This is a genomic window from Colwellia sp. BRX8-5 (assembly GCF_014077325.1).
Lineage (GTDB): Bacteria > Pseudomonadota > Gammaproteobacteria > Enterobacterales > Alteromonadaceae > Colwellia_A.
This window is the reverse complement of record NZ_JACGVR010000003.1, coordinates 64,336-88,816: the sequence shown is the minus strand read 5'-3', so window position 1 is coordinate 88,816 and position 24,481 is coordinate 64,336. Positions and strand designations below refer to the sequence as shown.

Annotated in this window: 21 protein-coding genes; 8 read left to right on the top strand and 13 right to left on the bottom strand. The window is 36.8% G+C overall.

Annotated features, from left to right (window positions below; genetic code table 11):
* Positions 1-87: 87 nt before the first annotated feature.
* Entirely contained in the window at positions 88-381 is a 294-nt protein-coding gene (locus H4J62_RS03200) for a GIY-YIG nuclease family protein (protein WP_182213763.1), read from the top strand.
* Positions 382-492: 111 nt separating this feature from the next.
* On the top strand, positions 493-1,200 hold the full coding sequence (locus tag H4J62_RS03195; RefSeq protein WP_182213764.1) for a DUF3581 family protein: 708 nt from the start codon (positions 493-495) through the stop codon (positions 1,198-1,200).
* Positions 1,201-1,222: 22 nt separating this feature from the next.
* Here the strand turns inward: H4J62_RS03195 and H4J62_RS03190 are convergent, their stop codons facing one another.
* The gene (locus tag H4J62_RS03190; RefSeq protein ID WP_182213766.1) at positions 1,223-1,768 is read right to left on the bottom strand and encodes a hypothetical protein; all 546 of its coding nucleotides are present in this window, start codon (positions 1,766-1,768) and stop codon (positions 1,223-1,225) included.
* Between the two features lie 135 nt (positions 1,769-1,903).
* Between H4J62_RS03190 and H4J62_RS03185 the strand changes: the two genes are divergently transcribed.
* Together H4J62_RS03185 and H4J62_RS03180 are read left to right on the top strand one after the other, a co-directional pair.
* Positions 1,904-2,782, top strand: coding sequence for a DNA ligase (locus H4J62_RS03185; RefSeq protein WP_182213768.1), 879 nt, complete (start codon positions 1,904-1,906; stop codon positions 2,780-2,782).
* A gap of 48 nt (positions 2,783-2,830) precedes the next feature.
* Complete coding sequence (locus tag H4J62_RS03180; RefSeq protein WP_070375724.1) at positions 2,831-3,445, top strand: LysE family translocator; 615 nt, start codon at positions 2,831-2,833, stop codon at positions 3,443-3,445.
* A 10-nt stretch (positions 3,446-3,455) separates the two neighbouring features.
* Here H4J62_RS03180 and H4J62_RS03175 read toward each other — a convergent pair whose 3' ends face one another.
* From H4J62_RS03175 to hemE, 6 genes are all read right to left on the bottom strand, one after another.
* Positions 3,456-4,385: a class I SAM-dependent methyltransferase gene (locus H4J62_RS03175; RefSeq protein WP_182213770.1), complete on the bottom strand. Its 930-nt coding sequence runs from the start codon at positions 4,383-4,385 to the stop codon at positions 3,456-3,458.
* A gap of 95 nt (positions 4,386-4,480) precedes the next feature.
* Positions 4,481-5,905, bottom strand: coding sequence for a sodium-dependent transporter (locus tag H4J62_RS03170; RefSeq protein ID WP_070375723.1), 1,425 nt, complete (start codon positions 5,903-5,905; stop codon positions 4,481-4,483).
* A gap of 239 nt (positions 5,906-6,144) precedes the next feature.
* Positions 6,145-6,987, bottom strand: coding sequence for an HDOD domain-containing protein (locus H4J62_RS03165; protein WP_083278183.1), 843 nt, complete (start codon positions 6,985-6,987; stop codon positions 6,145-6,147).
* A 121-nt stretch (positions 6,988-7,108) separates the two neighbouring features.
* Positions 7,109-8,767: a M28 family peptidase gene (locus tag H4J62_RS03160; RefSeq protein ID WP_182213771.1), complete on the bottom strand. Its 1,659-nt coding sequence runs from the start codon at positions 8,765-8,767 to the stop codon at positions 7,109-7,111.
* A 195-nt stretch (positions 8,768-8,962) separates the two neighbouring features.
* Complete coding sequence (locus tag H4J62_RS03155; protein WP_182213773.1) at positions 8,963-11,530, bottom strand: EAL domain-containing protein; 2,568 nt, start codon at positions 11,528-11,530, stop codon at positions 8,963-8,965.
* A 159-nt stretch (positions 11,531-11,689) separates the two neighbouring features.
* Complete coding sequence (gene hemE / locus H4J62_RS03150) at positions 11,690-12,757, bottom strand: uroporphyrinogen decarboxylase (protein ID WP_182213775.1); 1,068 nt, start codon at positions 12,755-12,757, stop codon at positions 11,690-11,692.
* A gap of 882 nt (positions 12,758-13,639) precedes the next feature.
* On the opposite strand from hemE, the gene H4J62_RS03145 reads away from it, so the two are divergent.
* Both H4J62_RS03145 and H4J62_RS03140 read left to right on the top strand, forming a co-directional pair.
* Entirely contained in the window at positions 13,640-16,729 is a 3,090-nt protein-coding gene (locus H4J62_RS03145; RefSeq protein WP_182231313.1) for a hypothetical protein, read from the top strand.
* 541 nt (positions 16,730-17,270) lie between these two features.
* Positions 17,271-17,813, top strand: a complete 543-nt coding sequence (locus tag H4J62_RS03140; protein ID WP_182213778.1) for a DUF2780 domain-containing protein — start codon at positions 17,271-17,273, stop codon at positions 17,811-17,813.
* A 228-nt stretch (positions 17,814-18,041) separates the two neighbouring features.
* On the opposite strand, the gene H4J62_RS03135 is transcribed toward H4J62_RS03140, so the two are convergent.
* The 4 genes from H4J62_RS03135 to H4J62_RS20730 form a co-directional block, all read right to left on the bottom strand.
* Positions 18,042-19,451, bottom strand: coding sequence for a hypothetical protein (locus H4J62_RS03135; RefSeq protein WP_182213780.1), 1,410 nt, complete (start codon positions 19,449-19,451; stop codon positions 18,042-18,044).
* 37 nt (positions 19,452-19,488) lie between these two features.
* Entirely contained in the window at positions 19,489-20,577 is a 1,089-nt protein-coding gene (locus H4J62_RS03130; protein ID WP_182213782.1) for a hypothetical protein, read from the bottom strand.
* A 122-nt stretch (positions 20,578-20,699) separates the two neighbouring features.
* Positions 20,700-20,855: a hypothetical protein gene (locus H4J62_RS20735; protein WP_182213783.1), complete on the bottom strand. Its 156-nt coding sequence runs from the start codon at positions 20,853-20,855 to the stop codon at positions 20,700-20,702.
* 144 nt (positions 20,856-20,999) lie between these two features.
* Positions 21,000-21,464 (bottom strand): hypothetical protein, encoded by a 465-nt coding sequence (locus H4J62_RS20730; RefSeq protein WP_182213785.1) that lies wholly within the window; start codon positions 21,462-21,464, stop codon positions 21,000-21,002.
* A gap of 243 nt (positions 21,465-21,707) precedes the next feature.
* On the opposite strand from H4J62_RS20730, the gene H4J62_RS03115 reads away from it, so the two are divergent.
* Together H4J62_RS03115 and H4J62_RS03110 are read left to right on the top strand one after the other, a co-directional pair.
* Positions 21,708-22,145, top strand: coding sequence for a hypothetical protein (locus H4J62_RS03115; protein WP_182169200.1), 438 nt, complete (start codon positions 21,708-21,710; stop codon positions 22,143-22,145).
* Between the two features lie 37 nt (positions 22,146-22,182).
* A complete protein-coding gene (locus H4J62_RS03110) occupies positions 22,183-22,392 on the top strand; it encodes a hypothetical protein (RefSeq protein WP_182213787.1) in 210 nt (69 codons plus the stop codon).
* Here the strand turns inward: H4J62_RS03110 and H4J62_RS03105 are convergent.
* Both H4J62_RS03105 and mpl read right to left on the bottom strand, forming a co-directional pair.
* The gene (locus H4J62_RS03105) at positions 22,364-22,981 is read right to left on the bottom strand and encodes a flavin prenyltransferase UbiX (RefSeq protein ID WP_182213789.1); all 618 of its coding nucleotides are present in this window, start codon (positions 22,979-22,981) and stop codon (positions 22,364-22,366) included. The two genes, H4J62_RS03110 and H4J62_RS03105, sit on opposite strands and share 29 nt — an antisense overlap.
* A gap of 2 nt (positions 22,982-22,983) precedes the next feature.
* Positions 22,984-24,375 (bottom strand): UDP-N-acetylmuramate:L-alanyl-gamma-D-glutamyl-meso-diaminopimelate ligase, encoded by a 1,392-nt coding sequence (gene mpl, locus H4J62_RS03100; RefSeq protein ID WP_182213791.1) that lies wholly within the window; start codon positions 24,373-24,375, stop codon positions 22,984-22,986.
* Positions 24,376-24,481 lie beyond the last annotated feature (106 nt).

Here is a 24,481-nt window from a genome sequence, read left to right as displayed (position 1 = left end):
TGACAGCCAGCTTTTTATCGATTTCGGCAACAAAAATTGCGATACTATTGTTATATCAGCAAAACCTTTACAGCCAAGCCAACTTGTATGCAAAAAAAAGAACCAACCGCCAAGCCAACTTGGTTTGTTTATTATTTACGTTGTGCAGACAACAGTTTATACGCGGGTATTACTACCGACCTAATTCGCCGTTTAGGTGAGCATAATACTTGTAATAAAACAGGGGCTAAATATACGCGGGTTCGGCGGCCGGTCGAATTAGTTTACGCTGAGCCCCAAGAAAATCGTCAACTCGCTTGCAAGCGCGAATATCAACTAAAGAAGTTTACTAAGCTTAAAAAAGAGACCTTAGTGAAAAACTTTAAGCCAATAATTTTTTAGAAAAGCCCTGATAGTACTGGTCTGCTTAGTATTACTTTTATTAGATAATTTCCATTTGTCGACAAGTAACTGCTAGTATACGGCGGTTTTCACATAATAGATGTATGCAAAATGTTTCTAGAACGTTACTGTAATATTACAAACAATCAAATTAGTTTTTCTCGTCAGCAAGGTAGCGATTTCGCTAAAATAGTTGCCGATGATTTCAATCCGCTGCACGATGCCGATGCAAAACGTTTTTGCGTGCCAGGTGATTTACTTTTTTCATTAGTGTTAGAAAAGTCAGGTTTATCACAAAATATGGGCTTTACTTTTTCAGGTATGGTGACCGATGGCATTAAACTCAATTTTCCTGAAAAAATTGTCGAATCAGCAAGTATTCTTGATGATAATGCTAAAGAATATATGAAAATAGAGGCTTCAGGACAGTGTACAACTAACCGTCAATCGATCGATGCTTTGATCCGCGCCTACGTTGAGTTCTCTGGCCATACTTTTCCACATATTTTAGTGAAATTGATGTTTGAAAAAAATGTCATGATCAACCCAACACGTCCAATGGTGATGTACGAGAATATGTTTATTCATTTAGATGAAGTTGATTTTGCCGACGTGCAATTGCAATTAACGACGCCTAGCTTACTCATTGACGGTAAACGGGGTAAAGCAACCTTGCCTTTTGACTTAGTCGCTGATGGCAAAGTGATTGGTCATGGTAAAAAGCACATGTTACTCAGTGGCTTAAGAGATTATGACCAAACCACTATTGATAGTCTCGTTAATCATTACAATGATAAAAAAGCGCAGTACTTAAAATAACCCCTTAATAAGATGATGCGAGTTAAAATTTTATTAACATCATTTTATCAAACGCTAGCTGTTGTGTTCTTCTGTTTTCCACACAAAAAGCAAACTTTTTAATTGTTTTAGGTCGCGAGCATTGCTTTGGCTGTTGATAGTACTCCAGCCATGCTCGCAACTTTTCTCCTTGATAGCGAGATTTTAAGACCAGCGCAGCTGAGGTTTCGAAGGGATCTATACGGTTTTCTTTAATATCACTAGCTGAACTTCTCGATAACTGCTGACCTTTAACAGATATTTTTATCGGCTTTTTTTTCTGTTTATTTTGCTTATTTACTATGGGCTTTTTTAATCGACTTTGTTGACATTGCCACCATTTTGTTCGAGCACTTTCTTCTTGTTTTTTCAAACGTTCACTTCGTTTTACACTATGACCTTGTCTTTGCTGAGACTGAATATTAGCTAACTTATCTTCATAGCGCTGACAGTGTTTTTTCCCAGCAAAGCTTTGCTGAGAAAAAATTAAAGCCATACTTATAAAAAAAAGTTTAAAATGTACTTTATACTTAAAATGTACTTTATACATAGCTCCTCCTTGAACTTCGCAATAAAACAACAACTAGCATTAACAGCTTAGTACATTTAATTAACATTACATTAGCAATCACAAAAAAAACTTCTATACTAAAACCTATCGAGAAATGAGCAAGGATGTTCAATTTTGAAAATATTCACCTTAAAATATTTTGCCATATTCACCAGTTTTATCCTTTGGCCACAAGGCTACACCTCAGAGTTACCAAAAATTCAGCTGGCTACGCCTTATAAAGCAGAGAGTAAAACCCCGATAAAGATCAGCGAATATTTTGTTAGTGAAAAACTTGACGGTATTCGAGGTTATTGGAACGGTAAAAACTTATTAACCCGTGGCGGTAATCTTATCCATGCGCCAAAATGGTTTACTCAAGGTTGGCCATTAACCTATCTTGATGGCGAACTATGGAGCAAGCGCGCTGAATTTGAAAAGATCAGCAGCTGTGTTAGAAAGCATGCCCCCCAACAGCAAATCACGATAAGTTGTTGGCAGAAAATACGCTTTATGGTTTTTGATTTACCCAAGCATTCAGGTACTTTTAGTGAGCGTATTAAGCAAATGAAAGCTGAGATGGCAACAACTGACAATCACTATTGGCAAATCATAAAACAAGAGAAAGTAAACTCAATTGCGATATTGAATCAACGATTAGCAGACGTGGTCGAAAAAGGCGGGGAAGGACTGATGCTACATCATCAAGCCGCCTATTATAAAATAGGGAGAAGCCAAGACCTGATAAAATTAAAACAATATGATGATAGTGAAGCGATCGTTGTTGCTTATATCGCAGGTAAAGGCAAGTACAAAAATATGATGGGATCGATAAGAGTAAAAATGAAGTCAGGCTTACTCTTTAAAATTGGTAGTGGTTTTACTGACGAACAACGTAAAAACCCACCAAAGATTGGTAGCACAATTACCTTTAAATACATTGGTAAAACAGCGCGAGGTGTGCCAAAATTTGCTAGCTTTTTACGTGTGCGTACCTTAGCGTTGAGCCAGTAAAATAGACAAAATTACGATTCAATCCTTTAAAAAAGAGAATAATAATTAATGGAATTTCACTTATGGTTATCTTTTGTGGTTATTTGTATGATGGGCGCTTTATCACCAGGCCCGAGTTTAGCATTAGTCATCAAAAATACCCTCGCTGGCGGAACACCACAAGGTTATGCGACGGCGATTAGTCACGGTTTAGGCGTTGCACTTTACGCGGCGATTACAGCAACAGGCATAGCGGTAATTATCGTTAAATCGCCTTTAATATTTAGTATTATTCAATATGCAGGCGCTGCTTTTTTACTTTACTTGGGGGTAAAATCATTATTAAGTAAAAAAAATAACCAAGTATTTTCTCAAGATGACTCCGCGGCAAAAACACAGGTAAATGGCTGGCGAGATGGCTTTTTAATTGCCTTTTTAAATCCTAAACTTGCTATTTTCTTTCTCGCATTATTTAGCCAGTTTTTAGCAGGAGATGCCAGCAGTGAACAAAAAGTAATAATGACTGCCACCGTAGGCAGCATTGATGCTTTATGGTATTGCCTAGTAACCTTTACACTATCGCGCGGTAATATCATTAGTAAGTTACGTGAAAACAGCCATATTGTTGACAAGGTAACCGGCAGTTTTTTGATATTACTTGCAGCACGAATAGTGATTAGCTAAGTATGGTTTATTAACACATCTCAACATAGCGAAAATAAAGTACTTTCAAGCCCTTACCTGCTTCAGCCTCAACAAACACTTCGGGGTTTTCAATACGATGCTGAAATTGACACTGAGGGCACTCTCTAGCGACTTCCGCTAACAAAAAGTTCTCACTTAAATCAGGGGAATTTAAACAGAGTATAACATCACTATTATTTGCCATTAATACCGGCAAACGTTTAATGATTTTCTGGTAATCTCGCTCAATATTGACACTCCCTTTTTGAAATGAAGGTGGATCGCAGATTAATAAATCATAAGGACCATATTTTTTTAACTTGCCGTAAGATTTAAAAATATCGACACCTTCATACTTTACCTTACTAGCCTCTTGCTTATTAAGTTTATGGTTTTCACGTCCTGTTGATAAAGCGCCTTTACTCATATCAATATTAACGACTTGCTCTGCACCACCGGCGATGGCAGCAATAGAGAAAGCACAGGTGTAGGCAAAAAGGTTTAACACTTTTTTACCTTCACTGTTATCTTTGACCCACTGGCGGCCATTACTCATATCAAGAAACAGTCCAGAATTTTGTGCCTTCCCCAAACTAAGGTGATATTGCAAACCATGTTCTTGTGCGTTTAATGCGTTGATCTCTTCTCCCCAGAGTACTTCACTTGGCGAAAATTTTCGGCTACGATACTGCACTTGGATAGATAGACATTGTGGTAGCAACTGTTGGATCACGATAACTTGTTCACTTAACCAAGCCTCTTCAACCTCTTGGTAAAGCGTAATAAGCACAACGGGTGAGAACCAATCAACATTAACATGGGTTAAGCCAGGGTAAGCATGACCACGACCGTGAAATAATCGCTGACAATCGACGAGCTTATTTTCATTTTGAAGACGGACTAAAATAGGTTGAAGATGTGTTTGAAGCGTTGAATTCATAACTTAATTTTTTATGGCCAAAAATAAAGCCGCATAATAACAAATTATGCGGCTTTACGTTCAAATCGTTTGCCTGTTTAGTCTAGATTAATAAACTAAAATCCAAAAATACTAAAAGCAAAGAATTTTTGTGTCACCGTATTCAAGAAAATACCCAAGACAATGACTGGAATAAAAGTGCCTAATGAAAAGTTAACGTACTTTTCTACCCAAGAGCCTTTATAGGTATCGTTACCAATAGCCAGCTCTTCTGACAAGTTATGCTTTTTCCAACGATAGCTAACGAAAACACATAATAAAAAGCCGTTTAACGGTAAAATAGTATCGTAGAAAATATCATAAACCACGTCAAAGAATGAACGTGTGCCCCCAGCATAACTGGTAAATTCAGTAAAGAATGACACCATACCAAAAGAGACCATAGCAAAGACTGTTAGCGCGCCACCAACAATCATTAAAATTGATAAAGCTTTTCTGCGGCTATGTTTCTTTTCAGTCACTAAGTAAGAAACGGGTACTTCAATAATCGATACCAGTGATGTTATTGCAGCAAAAAAGACCAACAGGAAGAAAAATGCCGCAACAGCACTCGCACCAATATAACCAAGCGACACTTGTAATGCTAAAAATATTTTAGGTAAAAAAGTAAAGATCAATGAGACTGAGCTGTCACTTAATTCCGCTGGGTTAACATTCGGGTTGAATGAAAACACCGCAGGTAAAATCATTAAACCCGCAGTAAAGGCAACAGCGGTGTCGGTTAGTGCAACCAGTTTTGCAGAATTAACTATGTCGGTTTTATTATTAATATATGAACCGTAAGTAATTAAAATCCCCATACCGAGTGATAGCGAGAAAAAGGCTTGTGACAATGCGCCATTAATGACTGAAGGAGTAATTTTATCAAAATCAGGAACAATAAAGAATTTCACACCAGCAAAAGCATTTTCTAGTGTTAAGACGTAAACCACCATAATTATCAACATCACAAATAATGTTGGCATTAAAACTTTTGCCGCTTTTTCTATGCCCTCTTTGACACCTGCCACTAAGATGAAGTTGACAATAGCCGCTACGGCAAACATAGCAACAAATAAATAGGGACTGTTGATGAACTCACCAAAACCATTGCCACTGGCTAAGTAATCTAATTTACCCGCGAGTGTTAATGCAACATAGCCAAAAATCCAGACCGTTAGCACCATATAAAAAACCGCAATCATAAAGGGAGTTAAGACACCGAATATACCAGCGATGCCCCAACCTCTACTGCCGCCACTTAACGCTTTGTAGGCGCCAACAGGTTCTTTTTGGGTTTTTCGACCAACGGCCATTTCTGCAATCATTACCGGTAAACAAATTAAAAATACGAATATTGCATACATGATTAAAAATGCGCCACCCCCATTTTTAGCTGCGTTTACTGGAAAGCCAACTAAATTGCCAATACCAACAGCAGAACCTGCTGCTGCCAAAATAAATCCAAGTTTAGAGCTAAACTGCTCTCTCGATGCGCTCATAAATGTCCTTAATTATAATTATTTGTAGGGCATATTTTGTATAGTTTATTAACTATACGAAAAAAAGAATTGCCTGATGCTAGCAGGCTTTATAATTAATGTCTTCTTTTAGAACGAAGGTATTAGTAATTAAGTGTATAAATATAGTTGCACTTAGACAACAACCAGCCAAACCATTGAAAAACAGACAATAAAAATAATATATTTAGCAAGATACGCTTCTGTACAGCCCCGTTTTGCTATTTTGAGAAGAGCCCACCATTCATAATAGTAAGAATATTTTCCGCTTCTTCTGCCGCAAACACTATTGCCTGAGCTAAATCATCACTTGAAATATTTAAATTCGCGCATAAGCTTTCATCAACACTATCATCATAATCAAACTGATCAGGGTGACTATCAACTAAAGCTAAGCGAGATGCTAAATAGAGTACCTTGACATCTTTATTAATTTGAATAGTTTTCGCTTCATTAAAGTGACGGATCGGTAAAATGATTTTTTCAGGTATTTGCCATATCTTTAACAGTTCGGCAGAAATATCAGTATAAGTAAAACCCAAGGCTTGCTTTTGTAATACCCAAGGCAATTGTTCTGCTGAATATTTTTCACATTTTTTTGCAATCTCAGGGGTTATTTTTGCGACAATCAATTCACCAAAATTTTGCAAGAGTCCGGCAACAAAAAGCCGTTCAATATCTCGTATACCTGCTTTAATGGCTAAGTTTTTAGTCGCTAAGCCACAAAAGATACTCATTCGCCAGAAGCGTTTTAAATCGATAGCCTGATTTGAAAAATGCTTAAAAGCGGTTGCCGCAACATCCACTAACATCATGTTATAAATAGCTTGCGTACCTATAATGGTAATGGCACGTGAAATAGTACTTATTTCGCCAGGAAAACTATAAATCGCACTATTTGCTATTTGTAATAAACGCGAAGTCATCGAAGGATCGACACTGATCACATTAGCAAAGTCTTCAATGCTTGAATCTTCATTGTCCATTAAGGCTTTAATTTTAAAGCAGGCATCGGGAAGCGCAAAAGAGCCATTGGCTTGAAGCGCATATTGGTGAGCATCCATTGGGTTATCAATCATTTTTTATAGAATAATATTAATAGTGTAGCTTGTTGCTTTAAAACAGAAAACAAAAAAAACGCAGTGATCTTCATCACTGCGTTTTTATATTTTCTATTGAGGTGTTTTACTGAGCGAAAGTTTTTCCAAAAAAATCACCTTGGTTCCATGTTGGACGCTTATCACCATTAGCAATTTCTAAACCTATCATCATATTCACTTCGGCAAAACTTGCCGCGGCATCGTAACGAATAGGTAAGGTTATTTCATCACTGTGCTGATGATAATGATTTTTAAGAAAATCACCAAATACCGCACCACCATCTATTTCAGGATCTTTAGATTTAAAGCCCGTCATTAAGAATACAGATGGAATACCAGCTTTTACAAAGCTGTAATGATCGCTGCGAGTAAATAACGCCTGCTCTGGCATAGGATCGTCACTTAACGATAAATTAATTTTTTCGGCAGCACTCGCAACAATAGGCCCTAAACTTGAGTGTGTAGAACCGAAAGCAATAATATCGGCGAACGGATATAAAATTAATGGCATATCTAAATTAACATTGGCGACCATTTTTGATGTAGGTACCGTTGGGTTTGTTGCAAAGTAACTAGATCCTAATAAGCCTTTTTCTTCAGCCGTTACCACCACGAACAAAATAGAACGCTTTGGCTTTTCAGGCATAGCCGATAACAAACGCGCAGTTTCTAATAGGATTGCAACGCCTGAAGCGTTATCAAGCGCACCATTATTGATTTTATCTTCTTCATCACCATGGCTACTAAGACCGATATGATCAAGATGCGCACTAAAAACAACATACTCATCTTTTAGACTTGGATCGCTTCCTTCAATAGCAGCAATGATATTAGGGCTAGTGATTTCTTCATGACGACTTTTACTGGCCATTTCAACGGTTGATTTTAATGCAAAACCTTTAATGGCAACATTGTTTGTATCGTCGCTAAGTATATCCGCTAAGGTTCGCTCAGCACCAACAAATAAAGCCGCTGCAGACTCGGCACTGATATAAGCTCCGCCTTTCAACTGGGGATGTTTACCAAAAGGTATTCCGTCTTTATCTAACCAGTTAAGCCTTGGTGCATCGGCATAACTAGCCGTTTTAGTAAAGGTGCGTACTGCATCGCGTTTTGGCGTATGAATCGTGATAAAACCAACAGCACCATTTTTAACAGCATTTTTTAATTTTTCACTACCCGAGCCAATATGAGCGCCTTCTTCTGAAGGTAAATCGTCTGGACGGCCTGTTAAGACGACAACAACTTTTCCTTCAACATCAATATCTTTATAGTCGTTATAACCAAAATCTTCAGAAACAACGCCGTAACCAATGAAAACAGTTTCCGCTGATATAGCCGATTCTGTCGATGTACTGTCGCCCGACATAATAAACGCATCTTTAAATGTGAGCGCAACTTCACCATCGCTATTAATTACCGATAACTTAGCACTATTTTCTTCAAGAAACGCTTTACGAAAAGTAACTTGCTGCTCAAATCCTGCTTGCTCACCCATAGGCGTTAAACCTAATTGCTTGAAGTATGACTTTACGTAATTAGCCGCAATTTGGTAACCATCGCTGCCGGTATCTCTGCCTAACAATGTATCGTCGGCTAAAAATTCTATGTGAGCTCGAATATTGTTTTCATTAACTTGTGGTGCTTTTTCGGCAACAGTTGTCGTTGCTTTTTCGCTTTGTCCACACGCAGATAAGAATGCGATAGTTAATAAACTTACGCTGGCTATTAATTTAAATTTCATTGGTTTTTTCATATTATGACTTAATTTTTTTTAAGATCAGTAGATTTATATCGACCGTCACTATAATGATTGTAAAAATAAAACGCTAGTATAGTGACAAAGTTATTGGTTAACACTAATGGCAATTAAAGCTGACAGGTCAAAGGGAAAAGTACTGTTAATACCAATAAGGTGTGGTGGTATTATTTAGATAAACTACTTGAGTAAATATTTTTCAGAGTCAGCCGCAGCCATAGGCTTAGCATAATAATAGCCTTGGCCATACCGACACGCCATAGCCGTTAGTAGTTCGGCATCGGCTAAGTTTTCAATACCTTCTCCAACCGTGCCCATATTCAAATTAGTAGCTAAATCTATAATTGTTTTTATGATTGCTTGATGATTATCATGTTCATGAGCGTTGTTAATAAATGAGCGATCAATTTTCAGCACATCAATAGGAAAACGATGTAAGTAGCTAAGACTTGAATAACCGGTACCAAAATCGTCAAGCAGAATTTTAACGCCTAGCACTTTTAAAGTATTCATATTCTCTAGCACTAAATCACTATTTTCTAATAAAGCACGCTCAGTTAATTCGACTCTTAGTTGGCTAGGTTTAATGCCCACACGTTGAATTATTTCTTCAATATCTGCGGGCAGGGTTGCACTAAAAAAGTGATTACCATAGAGGTTACAGCTCACATATAAATCGTTACGACCACAGATTGCTTCCCACTTTTTTAACTGTAGACAAGACTTTTCCAGAATAAGAAAATCAATCGCCATGACTAAATTCGTTTCTTCAGCTAACGGGATAAAATCATCGGGATAAACAAAACCACGCTTATTGCTCTGCCAACGCGCCAGTGCTTCAAAACCAACAACAGTTTCAGTTTTTAAATCAACGATAGGTTGAAAGTAAGGAGAAAATTCACTATTGGCTATGCCATCACGAATATCGGCTTCTAATTCCAGGGCATGTTGCACTTTTTTCTGCATACTAGAATCAAACACTTCATAACGTCCCTTACCTTTATCTTTTGCATGATACATGGCGGTATCAGCATCTCTGAGCATAATATCAGCACTGTCATAACGTTCATTATTAAACAACACGCCAATACTTGTGCCAATAAAAATACTTTGATTTTCAATAGTAAAGGGCGTCGCTAAAAAATCAGTGATACGTTGCGCAATATCATAAGCTTCATGATTAGATTCGAGGTCTTCAATCAAGATAACAAATTCATCACCACCTAATCGAGCAACAGTGTCTTTGTCTCTGACCAGTACTTTTAACTCTTTGGCTATTTCTTGTAAAAGTAAGTCACCGGCATGGTGGCCTAAGCTATCATTAACGACTTTGAAACGGTCAAGATCTAAAAACAACACAGCAAATTTAAGATCTGCTTTTCGTTTATGACAGGCGATAGCGTGGTTTAATAAATTAATAAATAAAGTACGGTTAGGTAAACCGGTTAGAATATCGTGCGACGCCGTATGTTGTAACTTCTCTTCAGCTTGTTTTCTTTGCTTGATTTCGTCTTCTAATGCCACAGTTCGCAGCTTAACTTGCTGCTCTAGAAGGATATGAGACTGTCGTTCAACTTCTAATATGTCACGTCTTTGAATCGCTGATGCAACATGCTGAGAAACAAACTTCAATAGCTCGGCATCTTGTTCGGTAAAGGTTGTTGCTAAATTATAACTTTGTAAGACCATTGCTCCCAACACTACACCTGAATGTATTAATGGCACGCCCAGCCAAGATTTAGTTTCTATTTGTGGCTCTTTTGTCTCACCTTGTTGATACAAGGCATACATTTTCGGGTAATTAAGTAATTGAGTTTCACCAGTACGAATAATATATTCGGTAAAGCCATTCCCTAATACCCTAGGCTGCGAGTCGACGGCTGCATTGGTAGAGTTTTGATCTAAATAATAAACAAAAGTTAGTGTTTTTGAATGTTGATCATATTTAGTAATATAAAAGTTTTGTGCGTTAATTAACTGACCAACAATATTATGAACCATCGAATAAAATTCATCAATATGGAGCGTAGCATCATTGGTTAACTCTGATATTTTGAAAAGTGACTCTTGCAATAGTTCTGATTTTTCTCGTTCTCTAATTTGCTTCATTAATTCGCGAGTGCGAGAATTTACCGCATTTTGTAAACGCTCATGGTCGTGTAAACGGGTCATAGCGGTAACTATATGCTGAGCGGTAAATTCCATTAGCTCAAGGTCATCTACTTGGTAACGGAGTGCTTCGGAATAACTTTGTACGGCCATAACGCCAATAACAACACCATCATTAAGTAATGGTACACCAAGCCAGTCAGTGCTATCGGAGCCAAGACGTTTGATTGAATTATTAATTTCTAATTCAGTCACAATTTCAGGGGTCGCCAAGAGTGGTTTAGCCGTTTCAATAACATAGCAAGTCATAGAACCTTCAAATGCTTCAAGGGGTGACTTACCTAGAGGATAATCATCTTTTTCATCCACATCATAAACGAACTCTAACGTTGAAAGGGTTTGGTCATAAAGGGCAATATAAAAATTTTCAGCTCTCATCACTGATGCAATGGATTGGTGAACTTGACCATAAAACATACTTAAATCTGCACAGTCATGAGATAACTGGTTTAACTTAAAAAGTGCAGTATAACGATCTTCGAGCTTACGGTATTTGTCTAGCAAAGAAATGGCTTCCTTTGCTAGCAAGCTATCGCTCTCGTTCAGCTTATCAAGTTCGTTATTTAAAGGGTCTGTCATACATTACAACTTGGGGTGAGAGTAATAAATTTACTCTATATAATGACGATATTTAAGCAAAATATCCACTAGATGAAATAAAATACTAGCAATGAGTTAGCTCATTATTATAAAGGAGCACAAGGCTCCTTTATAATTTATTGCTTAACTATTAATATATTACTTATGGTAAGGCTTACTTAAACGATGTACTGATTCTATAAAGTGGCCCGCATGTTCTGGATTCACATCAGGATGTATACCATGACCTAAATTAAAGACATGTCCAGTACCACCGTCACCAAAGCCGGCAAGAATTTTGTCAACTTCTTGCTCAATACGAGGTAATGGCGCGTAAAGCATTGAAGGATCCATATTACCTTGTAAAGCAACTTTGTCGCCAATACGGGCTTTAGCATTTTCAATATCTATGGTCCAATCAAGCGCTACTGCATCACAACCAGTTGCCGCAATAGACTCTAACCACATACCGCCATTTTTAGTAAATAAGGTTACCGGTACTTTACGCCCCTCATTGTGACGAGTTAAACCATCAACAATTTTAGCCATGTACTGTAATGAAAATTCGTTATAATCACGTGGTGATAACACACCACCCCATGTATCAAAGACCATAACAGATTGCGCGCCGGCAGCAATTTGTGCATTCAAATAAGAAATCACTGAATCCGCTAACTTATCTAATAGCATGTGTAATGTTTTTGGCTCAGCAAACATCATTTTTTTGATTTTGGTAAAGGCTTTTGAACTACCTCCTTCAATCATATAAGTCGCTAATGTCCATGGACTACCTGAAAAACCAATCAGAGGTACTTCGCCCTTTAATTCTTTACGAATAGTACGTACCGCATTCATTACATATTGTAATTCTACTTCTGGATCGGGTATGCCTATTTTTTCTACATCAGCTTTACAGGTAATAGGACGCTCAAATTTCGGCCCTTCCCCTGTTTCGAAATACAAGCCTAAGCCCATAGCGTCAGGAATAGTTAAAATATCGCTAAATAAAATGGCGGCATCAAGCGGAAAACGACGTAACGGCTGAATGGTAACCTCACATGCAAGATCAGCATCGCGGCATACCGACATAAAATCGCCAGCGTTTTTGCGAACTTCACGGTATTCAGGTAAGTAACGCCCTGCTTGTCTCATCATCCATACTGGTGTGTAATCTACAGGCTGACGCAAAAGCGCGCGTAAGTAAGTATTGTTTTTTAATTCAGTCATGAAGTATCTTCCCATTTTTATATGCGCGCATTCTACCATTAGCAATTTTTTGGGTCTATGTTCTAAATCAATTCGTTGCTGTAATAATTAGATCTATTTATGATATAAAAACAATAAGCGATTAGTAATCAGTCACTTAATTTCAATAAATATAATTAATTGTAACAAAAGTTACTTTATACGAAAAAAATCGTGGTATAAATGCTCTATTAAAGTTGTTGCGTTAGCTTTTTCGCTTTGTTATAAATTGCCCCGCGTTAAGGAAGTACACAAATAAAAATAATAATAATAAAAGAAATAACTAAAAAGAAGCTAGTATAAACTAGACCTACAGCGAGCAATTCAAGCCTTACACTTTGTAAGGCTTTTTTATTGCCTAAAGAAAAACATTAAGATTAGCAGGCTTTAAAGAAACACTACATTTAGAGTTACGATATGGAACTATCACTTTATGCGGACTTAATAAAACAGGATCCCTTCCCAAAAAAAGTATCCCTAGCTGGCATCTCCAGAGTAAAAAAAGGGATTTATATTTGGCATTTAAAAGAATTTTCTAAATTTTTTCGTGACTATATAAAAAACTAAAATAAATTAGGAAAACATTAATAGAGTTCAAAAAGTAAAGGTTCTTTACGATGACCTAAAGCCTAAATTTACATTCATTATTGTCATATAAATGTTCCTTTTATTTGTTTAATGAATCATTCATGTTATTTTGATTTATCACTTTTATTACATCCATGTAACTTTTTAGTAATATTTTATGTTTACTCGTTTCGTTTTTAAAACGTAGAAATCATAAACGAAGCTAATTCAATTGCGGGTCTACCTTTATTTGGGCTCTGACACACAAATAAAAACAAGATTTTAAAGGATTAATTAATGAAAAAATTTCTTTCTCACATGTTGGGAGTTATTGCGATACTGATTTCAATTGAAACATTTGCTGCACCGCAACAAGTTTTTGAAGTTGACACAACCCGAGAACTTTCAAGAAGCGAATCAAGTGTACCTACTTTTTTTAAGGAACATGGACCTTATTTGTTTTTTCTTAATCAACCTTTTTTAAACAATAAAAGCCAAACCGCATTACCAGCATATGGCTACAATACTCTCTGGCGACTAGACTCAAGGGACAATAGTGTAAATCTAGTCATTAATGGCATTACAAATAGTGCCTTTGAGAAAACTCAACCGTATGCAATTCTAGATGATCGCATTATATACTTTACTTTTGAAGGCCTTTTTTCTGTAGATTTCTTTGGTTTAAACAAAATTAAACTTAATTCATTTAGGCATAGTAGGCTTGATAATTTTGGCAATCAAATGGCAAGTTATGATGGTTACGTCTACTTTCCTCTAATAGACAATAAAAATTCCAAAAGCGACCTTTGGCGCTCTAACGGAACTGTTGAAGGAACGTCTAAAGTTGAATTGTGTGAAGGAAACATATGTTATCACTTACCTCGAAAATTTGTTGTATCGAACAATAGACTGTTTCTAATTGCTGAATCATCTGAAAAAGATACAAGAATATGGTCTATTAGTAATAATAAAGTATCCATTATTTCGTCTGCAACAACCCAACTAAATGCATATGACATTTTTATCAGTCCAAGTGGAATTCAATTTAATGCCGCCGATAAAATATGGTTTAGTGATGGTACAAATGAAGGTACTTATCCGATAGCACCAACGGCATTAGACAGTATCGGTTTTGGTGATTCTATTATTGTAACTAGCCCATCAGATATTTCGATTATTGAGAACAAGGGGAAGGGTACTAAAACCACAATAGATTTAGGTTCCTACTTTATAAATACTAACCTAATTGTATTGAATGATACGATCTATTTTATAAGCGATCATAAATTAATAGCCGTTGATATTAAAGTTGATACACCTCGTAAAATTTTTGATTTTGGAGGTTCTCCTTACGCTACATACAAAATTATTGGTGGCAAAGGTAACAAAGTAATTCTATTGGTGAACGATCCCATAACTGGAGAACCTAGAAATGAAATTTGGGTAAGTGATGGTACGACAGTAGGAACTATTAAGCTTAAATCCCCTGGGATTGAAAAAAGTCTATGGGATCTTAATTCTTCGCACTTCTTAAATAACGACTTTTACTTTCCTTCTTTTACTGAAGAACATGGAAGTGAGCTATGGCGTACTGATGGAACGATTAGAGGAACATTAATAGCAAAAGATATAGGTTATGGCCAAACTAAGGTACAAAAAGGACCCATAGTAAGTAACGGCAGTGATGTTTTTTATTCTATGAAAAAGACATGGTACGGAGAGTTTGATGGAATAATCAGTGAGCATACTGAGCAAGAGCTTTGGAAGACAGACCCTGTGACTATGCGTAGCTCTAAAGTTCCTCAATGGGAATATCCAAAGAACAGGTTAGCAAAAATAATTACTGTTGACGGAGGTCAATATTGGTGGAGGGAGCATGAATTCAGAGCAGGCGAATATCACTTAGATTTTTATGACTATCAAAGCGAGAAAGTTACCCCAGTAATTACAGATATATTGGGACAATGTGCTAATTATGATTTATCTAATAGAAAAATGGCCATTGCTGGTAATAAATACTTTTTCCAAGCCCCTGTTGTTAACGGTGACTTATGGAGTTGTCAATTATGGGTAAGTGATGGGACTGTTGATGGAACAATGCCCATAACTAATTTACCTAAAACTTCTGTACATCCTGAAATAATCGGAAATATAGTCACCTTTCAAGATGAGGTTTATTTTAGTTTAATTATTCTGGTTAAAGAGTATTTACCTTTACGTACCGCAATATTTAAAACTGATGGAACAATAGCTGGTACTGGCGAAGTATTTAGACTGTCTGCAAGCGGTGAAGAAGCGAACTATTATATAGAAAACATGATAGCAACCTCTCAAGGGATTTTTATAGCAACCAATTCTGACTTCACAAATTTATGGTATTGGCAGCCAAATGGAATAAGTCAGGTTATAAAAAAGGCAAGTGATTTTTATATTGATACATTAATACGATTCAAAGAGGGGGTATCATTTGTATATGGTAAGACTATTTGGGGTAGTGACGGTACTGTAGATGGCACTTTGCCAATGATTGTATTGGAAGAATTTGAAGGTAAAAGTAATTACATGTCTACCCTTCACTCAACACCTGATTATGAAAAAATAATTTATGGTTCTATCGATTCACAAGGAAATAATAGATTATGGGTTTCTGATGGGACAATGTTAGGAACTAAAACAAAAGGTCCCATCATTAATGATAATGACTTTACAGTTAATGCATTTACGGGTGATGATTTTTATATCACTGACTTTTCGGGAGTATATTTAGAAGATTATTATCAAGACTTAAAGCGAATTTCTTTGGAAGGAGATACTGTTGAATTAATAAGGCAAGAACTTGCTGGCTCTAGTGAGAATTTTCCAGCAAAAATAGTTGAAGCTCAAAATCGTATATTTATTGGTCAAGAAAGTGAAATCATCTTCTACTACGGCCCAGGTTTTGGAGGCCCTTATGTAACGGCAAAACTAAAAGGAGACGATTTCGATAATGACGGAATATCAGATGATGAAGATATGTTTCCTCTCCATTTAGATGAATACATTGATACCGACAATGATAATGTTGGTGATAACTTTGATAATGATGACGACAATGATGGTATCGAGGATTCGTTAGATTTATTTTCTTTAGATGCTACAGAATGGGCTGATAAAGATGACGATGGTATCGGTGACATAGCCGATACAGATGATGATAATGACGGAGTAAATGACTGGTTTGATTCATATCCTACAGACTCGACACGTAGTGCTAATAATATAATTGTTGATAATGGAGCTAGTGATGAAGCCACCACAAAAAGTAAAAGTAGTGGTGGAGTTATTCACTATTATATAGTTACCTATGTACTACTGATACTTAGATTACGCCGACGTTTTAAAGAGTAAAATAAAACTTTAAAAATTTGACCAGCCCCTTATAATAATTAATGTTTCAAGGGGCTTTTTACATTATAAACCGTTGCAATGTGCAAGTATTATCCTCTTATAAAAATACCTTATAGCTACTACAAGGTATAATCACACCACTACACCCGTTTACATCCCCAGTAATAAAATTCATATTAACCCCAAAATATAGCCAACAGATAAAACAAATATTTCATGATTACCGTTTTGCCAAAGACGGTACTGAAAAAGGCGCTAAAAAAGCACGATTGAAATTCGTTGATATCAATAAAAAGTTTGGTCGTGCTACTGCTACATTGCCAAAAAAAATATCGCGTCAATAGGTATTATGAACATAGGTAATGGTTAAGTCCTGTAAAGAATAAACACGCTTGTATAAATAGTTAAACTCTCTTCAAAACTTATTCTTTGGTTGTGAATTTCTAACAATTTAACCGATATATTTGCTCCTATTAAGCTGTAAAATGTCGTACAATTACCTTAATTTATTAATAACTTTTAATCATTACGGAAATCCCCCATGAAAAAAATTATCATTTTATTAACTATTTCAACATTAAGCAGTTCGGCTATGGCACAGGAAACTAGCTGGTTTGATAGCTTAAAAAGCTTTGTTGGAATGGGCGAAGTTGAAGAGCAAAGTGTAAAATTGCCAAGCACTGAAGGTTTAGTTGAACAATTAACAAATTCATTAAATGTTAATACTGAACAAGCAGCTGGCGGTATGGGTGCTATTTTTAATTACGTAAAAAGTAATGTTTCAACAGAACAGTTTAGTCAGTTAGCTAAATCATTACCGGGTGTCGATGGACTTGTTAGTCAAATGCCTGATATTAGCGAACTTAGCTCTGGCAAAGGCTTAAGCGGTTTACTTGACAAAGCTTCACAATACAGCGATTCATTAAAGTCTATTAATGATATAAAAAAGCAATTTGAAGCATTAGGTTTAAATCCAGAAATGATAAGCAGCTTTGTATCTAGTGCACAAAGCTACTTAGACACTCCACAAGGGCAAGACGCAAAACAAGTATTAACGCAAGGTTTAGGCAAGTTACTCGGGTAACTTGATCTATTAGCGATTAATCGCTGCAGCTAATTTCACTGAGTTTACTAAAAAATAACTTCAGTGAAATTAGCAAATATTGATTTTTAACGACTCAATATTGATCTTTAACGACTCATTATAGACTGTAATTAATATACGCTAATTACCGCTTCATATAACGGCTTTCCTTTATTATAATCATCAAAGAGCAAAAATAACGAATACCCTACCGACGCTAGACTGTAATTAATATATGCTAATTACCGCTTCATATAAGGGTTTTCCCTTATTATAATCATCAAAGAGCAAAAATAACGAATACCCTACCGACGGTATTTCGATACCATAATTACTTTCATAGGCATCGTCAGGAAAAGACTGTTGAAGTTGTTCAAATGATCCCCCTTGAATAAAATCCCCCAAAGCCCAAATAGCTTTTGAATTAGCGTTATCGTTTATAAAGACTTCTTCCAACAAATGAATTTCAACAAGTTCAGTAGCGTTTACCTTTAACATTAAATGTTGGTTATAAAGATTGATAGTGATCCCTCTTGGCAATACTATCCGCCCTTTAGCTTCACCAAGCTGCTCTGCAAGGTTATTAACGTTTATCTCTTTGTTTGATACTAGGGCTAAATACGCCTGTGTAATTGCCTCGTTTTGAATCACTTGATCATCAAAAGGCAGCATACGACTTTCTTTATAGTTGCTTTGCTCCATAGAGAAGCCACCCAACGTATATTTCTTTTCATTGGTATGAGAATTTTTACTGGCAATAAAATTTAGTGTTAGCACCTTGTCTTGGCTATTAAAGACTAATTGATTCTTTTCATTTAAAGGTTTATCTAACGCTAATGCAGAATAAACTTCCTCTAAAAGTGCTTTTCGACCGACCTTATTGTTGATCTTCCAAGCATTGGCATCAAAAAAATCAAGTAAAGGAATTTTATTCAAAATACTGGCTGATAAATATGGCAAAGTACTTTGTACCTTTACTAATTTATCCAATTGAAAATGCAACCAATGGTGTCTTCCGTAACCTATAATCAACTCATCAGCCAGCAAGGTTAATTGCACATTAGGCTCACCAAATTTTTTGATGACTTGTTGATAGCTATCGCCCAACTTTACGCCATAAAGACCGTTAGCCAAAGATACCTCAGTATTGATAACTTCAGGCCGGCCAACTCTAGAGTCAGCAGAAGTCAATTTGAAGGTCATCATACTTTTTGCTTTAACACCGTCATGATTATAAGCGGTAAATCTTTGATGGATGACATGTGGAGTGCCCATTTCATGGGCTACTTTTTTCTGTTGACACTGCACAATTAGCTTAGCAAAAAAACGTATTTGTTGTTGCCCACCCTTTTCATCTAAAACGTTAATATCTTCTATTTTTTTATCGATGATAATCACACCATTGGCGCCAGCATCTATCGCTTTTTGTTGTAATTGATTTAATAATCTCTTGGTAGTTTTAGCCATTTGCTGCGCTTTAGCCATACCAATAACACTCGTTTCTTTAATGACTTGGTATTCACAATTAGGGTAGTAGTCAAGAATAGGTGGCAGTACGACTTCCTCAACGGCTGAAAAAGCAAACAAGGAAAAGAGTAAAAAACAACTAAAGGTAACTATTTTTAGAAAAATGTGCATTAAGGTAACTCCGCTATAATTCATGAATAACTTATATTTATAATAAAATAGCTTTATCAATTACTAACTTTTTGGTCAGTGCATTGATGGCTGGGTAGCGTAAATAAAAATCATTAATATCAATATCTTCAACCTTTGCTTGTAAAGGTTCAGTAACGTTAACATTGATGTGGCGGTTTATATTTTTACTTCTTCGCTCTGCTTGAAGAGGATAATTTAAAAATAAACCTTGTGGATCAAGGACCTCACTCTCCATAGTTTGCCATGCTTGATACCAACTTGCATGGCGATCACCGGAAGCTAAGTTTGTCGCTAAAGACAGGTTAACCACTAGGTTTTTATAGGACGAGTAATTTGTTCTAGCGCCAATAAAAGTGGCTTGGCTATTACTTTTTGCCGTTTCAGAGTCAAACATAGATAACAGTTCGATGGTGTTATCTGTTAATGATTTATTTAAATCTATCAGTAACTTTGCACTTAGGTGCTTAGCGAGCTTAGGTAGATAATCTCTCTCGCGCTCAATGAGCGTTAGTTGGGCTTTAATTCCACGCTGTAATGCAAACCCTGTTGGTAGTATTGACTCGAGGTCACTGCTGTTTATTCGACTTAGCGCTTTGGTTAATTTGGCTTTACTTTGCGTTAACTGGTTGATCACGCTATTAACCTTTATTAAGTCCCAGTCATCAACAGGTCGATTAAGACATTCCTGATAAATTTCAGGTAGATCTGTTGGCCGACTAGTAAATGATTCGCTAATAAATTGCATTATTTTTATTATCGGCACTAACTTTTTAGCTGCCTGTATTAATACTTTTTTATTTTCGGTACTGGGGAAGTGCTGATGAGAATCATGACTTAACAGATAAGCTAAATAGTAATCGCCCTGAGCAAGGTGAACTTGTGCCGCTATTAATTTATCTTGCGCTTTTTCGGCAAGCGTTAATTCAGCTTGGTATTGTGAGGGTTTTAGTTGAACCAGTTTTTTTAATGCGGTGATTGAGTGAGTGAGGTTGAGTTCTTGCTTAGCTTGCTGATATGCCTGCAAGGCTTGGCTATGTTTCGTTGGACTACACGATACGAGTAAAAAAAGTAACCCTACTATAAAGATTCTTTGATAAATAGCCATTAGATAAATTCCATTTTACATTAACGTTTATGCCTAAACTGAATATAAAGTATCAACTAATCAATAACTAATCAAATAGTTGTTCAATGCTGAGTTCAAGTTGCTTGTCGCTTTTTGCCGTATTACAAGAGTTGCTCAAAGCGAACAACTTTTCCTTTTGTTGTAATGATTTCTGTGGTGATGGTTTGGTTATCTTCGCTTAAGGTCAACAAGCCAATACCACTGCCATTAAATAAAGTTACATCGTTAGCTGAGTCAATGTAATTAGGCCTTCTCACACGGACCTTCATCCGCCTTCTTTTTGTAAACCAGTTAAGCGGTGAATAAGTCGCATACAAATATTTATTTAGCCTTTCTAAGGTATGTAATAAAGCGGCTGGAAATTCATTTTTTAAACCGCTACAGGTGACTTGTAATATTTTTTAGCTGTTACGACGAAAACGGTGAGTCACTTTATAAACAAAAGAATAGTGCACATCACCTGAAAGAATAATAAAATTAGGCGGTGTTTTATTGTGTCTAAAAATATTTAACATCACATTAGCTGTGCCAGAGTGTGCCATCCAGTTTTCAGCATCTACTGCTAAAGGCTTTCCCCAAAAAGTAAAAATACGCTGAATAGTTTCAATCAACTTAACCCCATAAATAGGTGCAGCAGAGACCATGATAATATTAGGCTCATTAATTAACGCTTGCTGTAGGGCTGATAATGACTGCCAGTCCATTAAGCCAGAAGGTTTGCCGGCATTACTTTCAGAGTACCATCGCTGGGTGCGTGTATCTAATACAACGATTTTAGGTGAGGTATTTAAACTATAATGCCATTCATCCCATTTGAGTATTTTATCAATAAGTTCACTATGGTTTAAATCCCCAGGCGAACTCAATACCGTTTGGGGTTATCTAATCAAGCCGGAGAATTTTTCAGGCCTATTACCCCAAACTTGGCATAAGCAATATCCTATTAACGCCTTACCTATAATTTTTTTGAAAACGTAAAATTATGTAAGCCACCGTAAACAATTAACATACAATTTTTAAATATTTTTGGCTTGTAACTCTCGGTAACATCTTTTCATACTCCTTGTGCCCTCCTTATTATATGCACAATAAATTATTGAGAAAACACCATGAAAAGATTATTACTTAGCGCTTTACTATTTGCCGGATGTGCAAGCCATGGGGTTGACCGAGCAGAGCAACACCAAATAATTAAAGAATTTTATGCGACTATTGCGTCGGTTACTCCGGTAACTTTATCTTCAGAGGTCAAAACAGGTATTATTACCGGTGCTGGCATTGGCTTATTAGGCGAACTTGACGGTAACCATAAAGATATGATTGCAGGGACCATCGCTGGGGCATTAGTTTTTGGGTTATTTACCGCTTTATTTGAAGGGAGTAATGATGCTTTTCAGTACCATCTAAATTCCGCCATCCAAGGTGAATTTGATGTCATTCAAAAGCAAAAAATTCCTGAATCAGTAAGTTGTGTAAAAGTGCGAAGTGGTAAAACGGTTACGTTAATGGCAGCCTCACCTGAAAACTGTTCTAACTTATTTAAATAACTTATACTGATTTCACATAGGATTCTAGAGCAAAAATATGCAAAAGTTATTATCTACTTTACTGATACTTTTTTTATTTTCTTGTGGCTCTGTGTCAATGAGCAATGGTCGACAAAAAATTATAATTAATGGTCAATCAACTCCTTGCGATATTCACCGCAAAGAGATCGATCCCAATTGTAAAACAGAGAATAAAAGCCAAACACCACAAGTAAACATTAAAGCTGATAACCCCAGCGCGGAATAATCGCTTGTTCAATACCTAAATGATCCAACATTCTGCCCACCATAAAATCAATTAAATCATTAATCGACTTGGGGTGATGATAAAAGCCAGGTGCCGCTGGCATGACAGTAACGCCCATTTGTGAAAGTGTCAGCATATTTTGTAAGTGTATGGTAGAAAAAGGTGATTCTCGTACCACTAAAATCAACTGCCCTCTTTCTTTAATAACAACATCGGCAGCACGCTCAATCAAGTTGTCACTCATACCTAAGGTAATAGCGGCTAATGTGCCCGTTGAACAAGGACAGACAATCATTTTTTTAGGGGCAGCAGAGCCAGAAGCCACGGGAGAGAACCATTGTTCTTTGCCAAAGACTGTGATTTGTGAAGGTTTTGCCTTAAATTTTTCACTGAGAAATTGAGTGGCGCCGTCAGGTGAACCCGGTATTTTAATGCCAACTTCTGTGTCAAGAACAACTCGTGCTGCGCTTGAACATAAAACATAAATTTGTACATTCGCAGCAACTAAACATTCGATTAATCTTAATGCATAGGGAGCACCAGATGCGCCGGTAATTGCGACAGTAATTTTTTCTCGAAACTCGTTCATAACTATCCTTTCTTTGCTAATTGATCTAATATTTTTTGGTGAATATTGCCAAATCCACCATTACTCATCACAACGATAGTATCGTCTGCTTGTGAGTTGTTAACGATATGACTCACTAAAACATCTATATCTGTCTCAACAAAACACGGCTGTCGGCATTCTTTAATCAGTGTATTTACTGACCATTGCACTTGCTCGTCTTGAAATAAATAGACAACGTCTGCTTGAGCTAATGATGCTGGAAGGGTGTCTTTATGAATACCTGATTTCATGGTGTTTGATCTTGGTTCTAATACCGCGATTACTCGACATGATTGATCGCCTTCACCGTTAGCACTTACATTCGCTCGAACACCGGCTAACGTTTTAGCAATAGCGGTAGGATGATGGGCAAAGTCATCAAATACACGTACCTTCCCTACTTCACCGCGCAGCTCCAAACGCCTTTTGGTATTAATAAACTCAGCCAGTGCATCAATAGCAACATGGCTAGGAACGCCGGCATGTCGAGCAGCGGCAATAGCCATTAAACCGTTATCGATATTAAAATCACCAATTAAGTTCCATTTTACTGTACCTTGTATTTCATCCTTAAAGTAGACAATAAACTCACTACCATCGCCAGTAAGCTTTTCTGCATACCAGCCAGATTTACTAAATTCATTGTCGACACTAAATTCTGTGGGTGTCCAACAACCTTGCGCTAAAGTTTCAGTGATGGCTGATTCATTTTTGGGTGACAACACTAGGCCGTTACTTGGCACCATACGAATAAGATGATGAAATTGGCGTTGTATATCAGATAAGTCATTAAAAATATCAGCGTGATCAAACTCCATGTTATTAATCACTAAGGTGCGCGGACGATAATGAACAAACTTAGAGCGCTTATCAAAAAAGGCGGTATCGTATTCATCGGCTTCAATGATAAAAAAGGGGGCGTCACCTAAACGTGCCGAACAATCAAAATTTTGTGGTACACCACCAATTAAGAAACCCGGTTTCATATGAGCATACTCTAGGATCCAGGCAACCATAGAGCTAGTGGTAGTTTTGCCATGAGTACCCGAAATAGCGATGACCCAACGGTCTTTTAAAACATTATCTAATAACCACTGCGGGCCAGACGTGTAGGCGATATTTCTATCGAGTACGTATTCAACCATAACATTGCCGCGTGACATGGCGTTGCCAACAATCACTAAATCAGGCTCATCTTTTAAATGTTCTGTTAAGTAGCCTTGTTTTAACTCAATACCTAATTGTTCAAGTTGTGTGCTCATTGGCGGATAAACATTAGCATCGCAACCTGAAACACGATGCCCCAGCTGTTTTGCAATAGCGGCGATACCGCCCATAAATGTGCCGCAAATACCTAAAATGTGAATATGCATGTTATGTCCGTTAAAGCTTGGTTACCTTGGCAATGCTGTGGTAACCAGTAATAAAAATAAGATCAAAATAATCTCTGATAATATACCTGATAAGATAGTAAAAAGG

Excerpts from the sequence above, each read along its gene's own strand:
- H4J62_RS03200 (WP_182213763.1), top strand. The coding sequence starts at position 88 with ATGCAAAAAAAAGAACCAACCGCCAAGCCAACTTGGTTTGTTTATTAT.
- H4J62_RS03195 (WP_182213764.1), top strand. The coding sequence starts at position 493 with ATGTTTCTAGAACGTTACTGTAATATTACAAACAATCAAATTAGTTTT.
- H4J62_RS03190 (WP_182213766.1), bottom strand. The coding sequence starts at position 1,768 with ATGTATAAAGTACATTTTAAGTATAAAGTACATTTTAAACTTTTTTTT.
- H4J62_RS03180 (WP_070375724.1), top strand. The coding sequence starts at position 2,831 with ATGGAATTTCACTTATGGTTATCTTTTGTGGTTATTTGTATGATGGGC.
- H4J62_RS03175 (WP_182213770.1), bottom strand. The coding sequence starts at position 4,385 with ATGAATTCAACGCTTCAAACACATCTTCAACCTATTTTAGTCCGTCTT.
- H4J62_RS03170 (WP_070375723.1), bottom strand. The coding sequence starts at position 5,905 with ATGAGCGCATCGAGAGAGCAGTTTAGCTCTAAACTTGGATTTATTTTG.
- H4J62_RS03165 (WP_083278183.1), bottom strand. The coding sequence starts at position 6,987 with ATGGATGCTCACCAATATGCGCTTCAAGCCAATGGCTCTTTTGCGCTT.
- H4J62_RS03160 (WP_182213771.1), bottom strand. The coding sequence starts at position 8,767 with ATGAAATTTAAATTAATAGCCAGCGTAAGTTTATTAACTATCGCATTC.
- H4J62_RS03155 (WP_182213773.1), bottom strand. The coding sequence starts at position 11,530 with ATGACAGACCCTTTAAATAACGAACTTGATAAGCTGAACGAGAGCGAT.
- hemE (WP_182213775.1), bottom strand. The coding sequence starts at position 12,757 with ATGACTGAATTAAAAAACAATACTTACTTACGCGCGCTTTTGCGTCAG.
- H4J62_RS03145 (WP_182231313.1), top strand. The coding sequence starts at position 13,640 with ATGAAAAAATTTCTTTCTCACATGTTGGGAGTTATTGCGATACTGATT.
- H4J62_RS03140 (WP_182213778.1), top strand. The coding sequence starts at position 17,271 with ATGAAAAAAATTATCATTTTATTAACTATTTCAACATTAAGCAGTTCG.
- H4J62_RS03135 (WP_182213780.1), bottom strand. The coding sequence starts at position 19,451 with ATGCACATTTTTCTAAAAATAGTTACCTTTAGTTGTTTTTTACTCTTT.
- H4J62_RS03130 (WP_182213782.1), bottom strand. The coding sequence starts at position 20,577 with ATGGCTATTTATCAAAGAATCTTTATAGTAGGGTTACTTTTTTTACTC.
- H4J62_RS03115 (WP_182169200.1), top strand. The coding sequence starts at position 21,708 with ATGAAAAGATTATTACTTAGCGCTTTACTATTTGCCGGATGTGCAAGC.
- H4J62_RS03110 (WP_182213787.1), top strand. The coding sequence starts at position 22,183 with ATGCAAAAGTTATTATCTACTTTACTGATACTTTTTTTATTTTCTTGT.
- H4J62_RS03105 (WP_182213789.1), bottom strand. The coding sequence starts at position 22,981 with ATGAACGAGTTTCGAGAAAAAATTACTGTCGCAATTACCGGCGCATCT.
- mpl (WP_182213791.1), bottom strand. The coding sequence starts at position 24,375 with ATGCATATTCACATTTTAGGTATTTGCGGCACATTTATGGGCGGTATC.